6 protein-coding genes (1 of these 6 cut by a window edge) are annotated in these 6,747 nt (G+C 38.6%); 4 read left to right on the top strand and 2 right to left on the bottom strand.

Translation table 11 applies throughout. The features are described from left to right. Both tatC and rktP read left to right on the top strand, forming a co-directional pair. On the top strand, window positions 1–682 hold the 3' portion of the coding sequence (gene tatC / locus LEP1GSC062_RS06580) for a twin-arginine translocase subunit TatC (protein ID WP_010577975.1). The gene continues 128 nt to the left of window position 1, outside the view; only the last 682 of its 810 coding nucleotides appear in the window; its start codon lies off the left edge, out of view; the stop codon is at window positions 680–682. 1 nt (window position 683) lies between these two features. After that, window positions 684–1,781, top strand: coding sequence for an Arg-Lys translocation region protein phosphatase RktP (gene rktP, locus LEP1GSC062_RS06575; protein ID WP_010577974.1), 1,098 nt, complete (start codon window positions 684–686; stop codon window positions 1,779–1,781). Between the two features lie 79 nt (window positions 1,782–1,860). On the opposite strand, the gene LEP1GSC062_RS06570 is transcribed toward rktP, so the two are convergent. After that, window positions 1,861–3,432, bottom strand: coding sequence for a BTAD domain-containing putative transcriptional regulator (locus LEP1GSC062_RS06570; RefSeq protein ID WP_020983776.1), 1,572 nt, complete (start codon window positions 3,430–3,432; stop codon window positions 1,861–1,863). A gap of 905 nt (window positions 3,433–4,337) precedes the next feature. Beyond that, window positions 4,338–4,541, bottom strand: a complete 204-nt coding sequence (locus tag LEP1GSC062_RS06560; RefSeq protein WP_010577972.1) for a hypothetical protein — start codon at window positions 4,539–4,541, stop codon at window positions 4,338–4,340. Between the two features lie 47 nt (window positions 4,542–4,588). Between LEP1GSC062_RS06560 and LEP1GSC062_RS06555 the strand changes: the two genes are divergently transcribed. Beyond that, a complete protein-coding gene (locus tag LEP1GSC062_RS06555) occupies window positions 4,589–4,864 on the top strand; it encodes an RNA recognition motif domain-containing protein (RefSeq protein ID WP_001028883.1) in 276 nt (91 codons plus the stop codon). Window positions 4,865–5,981: 1,117 nt separating this feature from the next. After that, on the top strand, window positions 5,982–6,713 hold the full coding sequence (locus LEP1GSC062_RS06545; protein WP_010577970.1) for an MORN repeat-containing protein: 732 nt from the start codon (window positions 5,982–5,984) through the stop codon (window positions 6,711–6,713). Window positions 6,714–6,747: the final 34 nt, after the last annotated feature.

Raw genomic sequence — 6,747 nt, 5'->3', positions numbered from 1 at the left:
ACTGAGGATAGTTCTATTGCGATCTCTTCTCGTGATCGCTGTAATCATGGGAATTTCCCTATTTTTCGGAGAAGAAATTCACAAAATTCTCGCGCAACCGTATAAGAACGTGTTAGGCCCTCAAGCGACCTTCTATCAGATCAAGTTAATGGCTCCGTTTATGATCTACTTGAAGAGTTCGTTTATGATCTCCGTTTTGTTGGGCCTTCCTTTCGTCCTCTTTTTTCTCTGGGGTTTTATTTCCCCGGCTCTGGATTCTAAAGCAGATCGTTACGGTAAATTTTTAATTCTTTTCAGCACATTGCTTTTTTGGTTCGGCGTTTGGCTTTGTTGGACCGAGGCCTTCGAGAATCTTCTCAAGATTTTTCTCGTCAACTTTCGTCCGCCCGATATCGAATCCAGACTTCCCATCGACGAGTACTACGAAATTTTTTTTAACATCCATTTGATTTTCGGTTTATCTTTTCAGCTTCCTATTGTACTCATTCTTCTTGGCAGTTTAGGAATCATCCGCTCTTCTTTCCTTCTCTTAAAATGGAGAGAAGCGATCATCGTTCTTGCGATTGCGGCCGCTGTTCTTTCTCCGGGACCGGATTTGATTTCGATGTTGTTCCTATTCGTTCCACTGGCAGTTTTGTTCGTGGTGTCGATCGTTCTCATGAAGGTAATAGAGAGAGCATAACTTGATAACAAAAATTCCTTCCAAACTCAAACTATCCATCGCCGTTTTCGTTTTAAGTTTTTTATTCTTTCTTGTTTATACGGTTACGGACGACATCATTCTCAAATCTCCTTTAGGTCAGCAAAAAGCGATCGCTCTTTCCATTCGTCTTGCAATTTCCATCTCTTTTTCCACTCTACTTGCGTCTCTCGTATTCTATTCCGTTAAGCTAATATACTCTTCAATGCATTCTCTAGTCACACTCGTTCAAGACTGGGGAAACGACGACGTCTATGAAGAAACTCCAGTCGCGGAAAGAAACGATGAAATCGGTGAGTTAGTTCGGGCCTTTCGTTTGAAATTTTTTCAACAGAAAGAATTGGAAGATGCCCCTTCCCAAGAAGCCTTGGGCGAAAAAACCAAAGAACTTTCGGACTCAATACAAAGAGCCTTTTACAGAATTCATTTACCTAAAATTCAGAACCTGGATATTTCTCTTCTTCCGAGAATGAGCGGTAACTCTAACTGCGATTATGTGAACGTCATTCCGAGTATGGATGGCTGTGTGGGAATCCTAGCCGGATTTCCAAACTCCGGAGTTTTAGAATCCGCATTTAAAGCGAGACTCGAAGGGATTTTTTCCTTAGCCAACGAAACCGGCGGAATTCGAGGAGAAGAACTGATCCTTAAGATCGGTAAAATTCTCTCCAAAATGCCAGTTCCATTTTTAAGCCTTTCTCTTTTCTATCTCATAACCAAAACAGGCGAACTCGGATTTGTTCACTTCCAAGAACTTCCCGCATTCGTTTACAAAAATGGTGAATTAAACTCTTTGGAAAAGACGAAAGCCCGTTACTTCGATTACAAAGCGATCGATTTGGACGTGAAAAAAACAGTTCTGAAAATGGGAGAATATTGGATCTTAGTCTCCGACCGAACCTATTCTGCAATCGGAGTTTCTCACTCCGAGTTCACGGAACAACTTCAAAACGCCCTAGCAGGAAAGAATCTCCAAAATTCCAGAGATCTTGTTTTAAATTGCGGAAGAATTTTAGAAAAAAGATTCGGGAAACAAATTCTGGAAACGTCCGCCCTTCTCGCTGTGGCTCGAAAACAATAATATTCACAATCTTTAATTTTTGAGATCTCATCTTTCATATTCAGTTATCTTATCTTGCTTTCGGATCTGCGAGATAACTCTAAGCCCGATTCACCGTTCCGGAACGAATCCTTTCGATCAAGTTAAGCGTTTCGGATTCCGGTTCGACATCGAGCTCCTTCTTGAGAGATTTTTTGAATTCTTCGTATTTACGAAGCGCTTCGTTCTTGCGATCCAATTGCAGAAGTGCCTCAAAATGATACCTCCAAGCCCTTTCGTCCAAATCATCCATACAAATCCAACTTGCGGAATCCTCTAAAAGCTCCTCTATCTCTTTTTTTTCCAAACCCTTTTCACATAAGAATCGGAAGATTTCAATCAAACTCTTTCGGACGTATTCTCTTCTAATTTCGGACTCCGGAAAGTAAGGGTCGAATTCGAAAAAATCGCCACGATAGAAAATTCTTGCAAAACGAAACTCTTGAATCGCAAGTTTCGTCTCTCCTTTACGTAAGGCCTTCGACCCAACTTCATAGTGTTTTTCAAAAAGTTGAAAGTCAGTCTGAACCAAATCTTGTCTGAAAAATAAACGATTTTCTGAAAAAGCGAGAGCCTCCGGATTTCCAATCATCTTTCTCAAACGAAAACAAAGAGCATGCAAACTATTGATAGCATTTTTATCCGCCATCCCCGGCCAAAGAAACTCCAACAATTCTTCTCGATGAATTCCTTTTTCAAAACGAATGAGAAGTATCTTCACGAGCTTCAGCATCTTTCTTTTATTGGAAATCTCCGTTTGAGGAATTCGAATCCCTTCTCTTTCAAATTCCAAACTGCCCAAAGCACGGATAAAAATCCGATCTTTTTTAGAATCAACTTTGGAATCTGCCGCTGCGCGAAACTCTACTTTCTCATTTTCTATCTTTTCAATTTGTTTTTCGGAAAGAGGAGAGATCCAAACTTGTTTTAATCCTTTTTGGATTTTTCTTCCAGATTGATTCAAGGCGAAAATCGAATCTACGGAAAACATAAGAATCAAAAAACTGAAATGAGAAGTATATGGTAGCGGTACAAAATTCATAGCGATTAGAATGTCCAAAAATAAGTTCACACAAAACAAAATGAGTCCTATGGGAAGAAATAAATTACTCAATAGATTGTGAACGAATTGTACGATTACCTTAAATAAAATCCAAATGATCGTCGAAACTCCCAAAAGATACAAATAGTGAATCAAAGAAGATTGTTCGGTTTCGTAAACCACGATTCCGAGCAAAGGAAACTTCTTTGGGTATGCAAGTTTGATATCATACGAACTCGGATCCATCAAGATGGCAATGGACAATAACACACTGAGAAGTATGTACAAATAGACAAAATCCTTACTGAAAATTCTATGATAACTATTTACAAACAGGATCAGGAACATCCCAAATATAGGAAGAACCGTATTCTCTAACCTTTCCCAGACGAAGGCTTCCTCCGCATTAGCCACATTGATGGTTTTCGTAAAACATAAAAGATACAATCCGTAAGAAATCTGTAAAAAAGCAAAATTTAGGAGATATATCTGTTTTCTATTTTTATAATATAGAAATAAATTATGCAAAGTCCTATAAGCAAGCACGGTAGCCACTAAGTAACAAGACACCTGATAGAATGTCATATCCATTGATTTTCAAATTCCTTTCGTTATCTTGCAGCCTTTACAGTACATTTGGTGAATAAAAGTATATAATTTTTTATCAACGAAAATTCTTTGGCACGAATTGAAATGCAGCAATAGAATTTTAATTTTTTAAAAGGGAAAAGACATTAGATGTGCGATGACAATCGACTGACTCTCTTTCGAGGCAATAAGCCAGTATGGTCCTCAACTTTCTGGATGTAAAAAAGCTCGCGTGAAGAATTGTATTACACGCTGTTCACAAAGCATGTTATTTCTCGGCTTTGGATAACAAAATACTTCAGTCTTCGATTTCGAAAGAGCCGTAAACGACTGCTCCAAATACATAAAACTTTTCTAAATTACCAATCAGATCCTTGAGTCCTAAGATTTGAAATCGTTGAATCCGGCTTTTTATTAGGGTGTGTTTTGCGATATCGGCAAACGAATCCGATCAATCGTCGCGAATGCTTTTCTCTAACGAGTTCATATTGGATGATAAAAAATGCGAAAAAATATTTACGGCTCCGGTTGGGGCGCCATATCAGAGCATGAATTCCACTCCGGCTTTGAAAAAAGGATATCCCTCGGTTTCTTATTTCAGGCTATACTTTTGGCAAAAAATTCAAAGAATGACAAAGCCGAACTCTTAAATATACCAATCGATATGTAATCTAAGGCGGATTCGGCCCATATTCCGCTCTTGAAAAACTCATTTCTTTCCAATTTCAAATCGGTTTTCGTATACAAGAGCACGTTCTCTACTTGAGAGAATCAGAAAATTCTTATGTTCAAAAAGCATTTTTTTTGTTTCTTCTCTCTTGTCGTAAAAGAATTTAAAAAGTTTTTCCTCAAAAAAGAGTTCGTGTAAGAGAGACATAGATCCGATTTCAAGATATCAATTGAAAAGTTTAAAACACCGTTCGGTTTTTTAGAAAGGATAAATTCGTAAAATGTGAGATTTTCTTGACAATTTTTTGACCATGATTACCGTAAGCGCGACTGGAATTTTTAGCTGCCTTTTCCCGGGTCAGTTGAGAACTTTTAAACGATAGAGCACCAGGAAAGGTCATTTCTCTTTCGAATCCCGCCGATTGATTGGTCTCGCCTTGCATTCTATTCGGATTTAAAAGCCAGTAATTTTTTGTAAGGACCCTTTCTCATGAACATTTATATAGGCAATCTCGCCTATCAGGCAACCGAAGATGATCTCCGCAAAGCATTTGAATCCTTTGGAGAAGTGACCTCAGTACGTATTATCACTGATAAACTTTCCGGCAAATCCCGGGGATTAGCATTTGTGGAAATGGCGAACAAAGAAGAAGGAAACGCAGCGATTGACGGCTTAAACGGAACCCAAATCCGTGGAAGAGAAATTAAAGTCAACGAAGCTCTTCCTAAAAAACCTTTTCCAGAAAAATCCCGATCCAGATATTGATTTTTTCGAAGGGAGAAAGACGTTTGTTTTTCTCCCTCGAATAGAACTGAGTCGGTTATATCATATCGCGCTCCGGGTAGGATTTTCTCTTTTTGAAATTTGGGCTTTTTTACCGTTTCGAATCATTTCTACTGGATGAAGGTTTTCGATTCAAGCTCCGGCTATTCGATTTTTCCCAATGAAACGATTCCTCCAAATTAGGCTTAAGTTTCGATCGGGAATCCTTCCATACTTTCTATTTCCTCAATGCAGCGAATTCAACACATACGACGCGATCCACATTCCCTATTTTTTATATCGAATCTATACGGATGAAAAAGGGGATCCACGAGAAAGAAAAGACGAAAACAAAAGGGATGAACTCTAGCTGATACGACGTCGACCACTTCTAAGATGTTCCATTTCTTTTTCCAGGATCGAGAACATCCTTGATATATAAGAAAAGGCAATACTACGCATTTTCCAAGTATATGTGTCAAACAAACGTGAGCCTTATGGTTGTAATTTGAGTCATCATCAGCTCACCTCGAGTAATCATTATCGAATCCTACATTCCGACTCTTGCAAAGATCGGAAAGATTCCTCCTTAAGGAATGCCATACTACAATTGAAGATTTGAGAGAGGACGTTTCATTTCGGGGCATTTACCCCACATAACAAAAGAACCACGTTTTGAAACAAATCATAGATTTTTCGAGATCGAATTTCGCAGACAAGCCAAACGTTTATAACACCCTCCGCGAAAAAATTATGCCTAAAGTAATCCTAAAATGATTCATCCAAAAACGAAAAACATGAAATTATTTAACCAAATCCACTTTCATTTCCCCACCTACTTATTCTTACCGATCTCTACATAAAGAAGTACCGCCAATTTTAGCACAAATCCCCGTTTAGACACAGAATTTTGGACACTCTATTATGTAGGGATAAGTAGAAACAAAATTTGACCAGAATTCCTTTTTTAGTCAATCGTCTTCAGGACTCCCAAATCTACCTCAAAAGTAACTCATAATGTCGTTTAACGACGGTATAATGCAAAGTAAGAAGCTTCTGAGATAGGCTATAACAAGAATTGAGTTTGACATATTCCATCTCGACAAATAAAATTTTGACTATGTTTGTTAGTGCAAACGTTTTTATTTCGTATTCAAAAAATATGATTCTCTTGAAACAAATTCAAAACTCAATTTCTAATAGGATCGATTTCCCTCTTTTGATGAGAACTTTGCGCAATTCTCTTTTGGGAGTTATGTTCCTTATTTTTGCAGTACAATGTTCTTACGGAGACAAAAAGATTTCGCCTAACGAGCTTACAAACGACACCGGAAATTCCGAGTCCTACAATAACGATACAACAGAACAAGAAGTACAAACCTCAACAACCTCCGATCGTTCGATCAGTGCGAAAGCAGATCCAATCCGAGGTTGCATCCAAGGAGATTGTATTTCCGGTATTGGGACCTATATTTACGATAACGACGACGAATATAAAGGCTCCTTTTCGAACGATCTCAGAAACGGTCCGGGAAAAATGAGATATAAGAACGGAGACAGATTCGAAGGAAACTTCAAAGACGACTTAAAAGACGGGAAGGGAACGTATATCTTTAAAAACGGAGCAATGTTGGAAGGCACGTTTCAAATGGGAAAAATGATCGGCCCCGGTAAGGTTCGTTTCCCCGATACAAGTATATACGAAGGGGAATTTCAGGACGAAAAGAATTCGGCCGAAGGAGTCATGTATTCTTCCTTTGATCATTCCAAAAGGCACTGCAAAATCGAAAACAAAATCATTCTCTGTGGAGGACCTGTGGTCGAATCCGGAAATATCAAACCTCTTCACTGAAGTCAAACGATTCAACAGACTTTGAGCCCAAGTA

Origin of the sequence: Leptospira alexanderi serovar Manhao 3 str. L 60 (genome assembly GCF_000243815.2) — a bacterium.
Taxonomy (GTDB): Bacteria; Spirochaetota; Leptospiria; order Leptospirales; family Leptospiraceae; genus Leptospira; species Leptospira alexanderi.
Note: the sequence above shows the minus strand (reverse complement) of the source record. Positions and strands in the feature narration are given on the sequence as shown.

What these genes read in the sequence shown, in the direction of transcription:
- LEP1GSC062_RS06570 (WP_020983776.1), bottom strand. Translation starts at nt 3,432, where the DNA reads ATGGATATGACATTCTATCAGGTGTCTTGTTACTTAGTGGCTACCGTG.
- LEP1GSC062_RS06560 (WP_010577972.1), bottom strand. Translation starts at nt 4,541, where the DNA reads ATGCAAGGCGAGACCAATCAATCGGCGGGATTCGAAAGAGAAATGACC.
- LEP1GSC062_RS06555 (WP_001028883.1), top strand. Translation starts at nt 4,589, where the DNA reads ATGAACATTTATATAGGCAATCTCGCCTATCAGGCAACCGAAGATGAT.
- LEP1GSC062_RS06545 (WP_010577970.1), top strand. Translation starts at nt 5,982, where the DNA reads ATGTTTGTTAGTGCAAACGTTTTTATTTCGTATTCAAAAAATATGATT.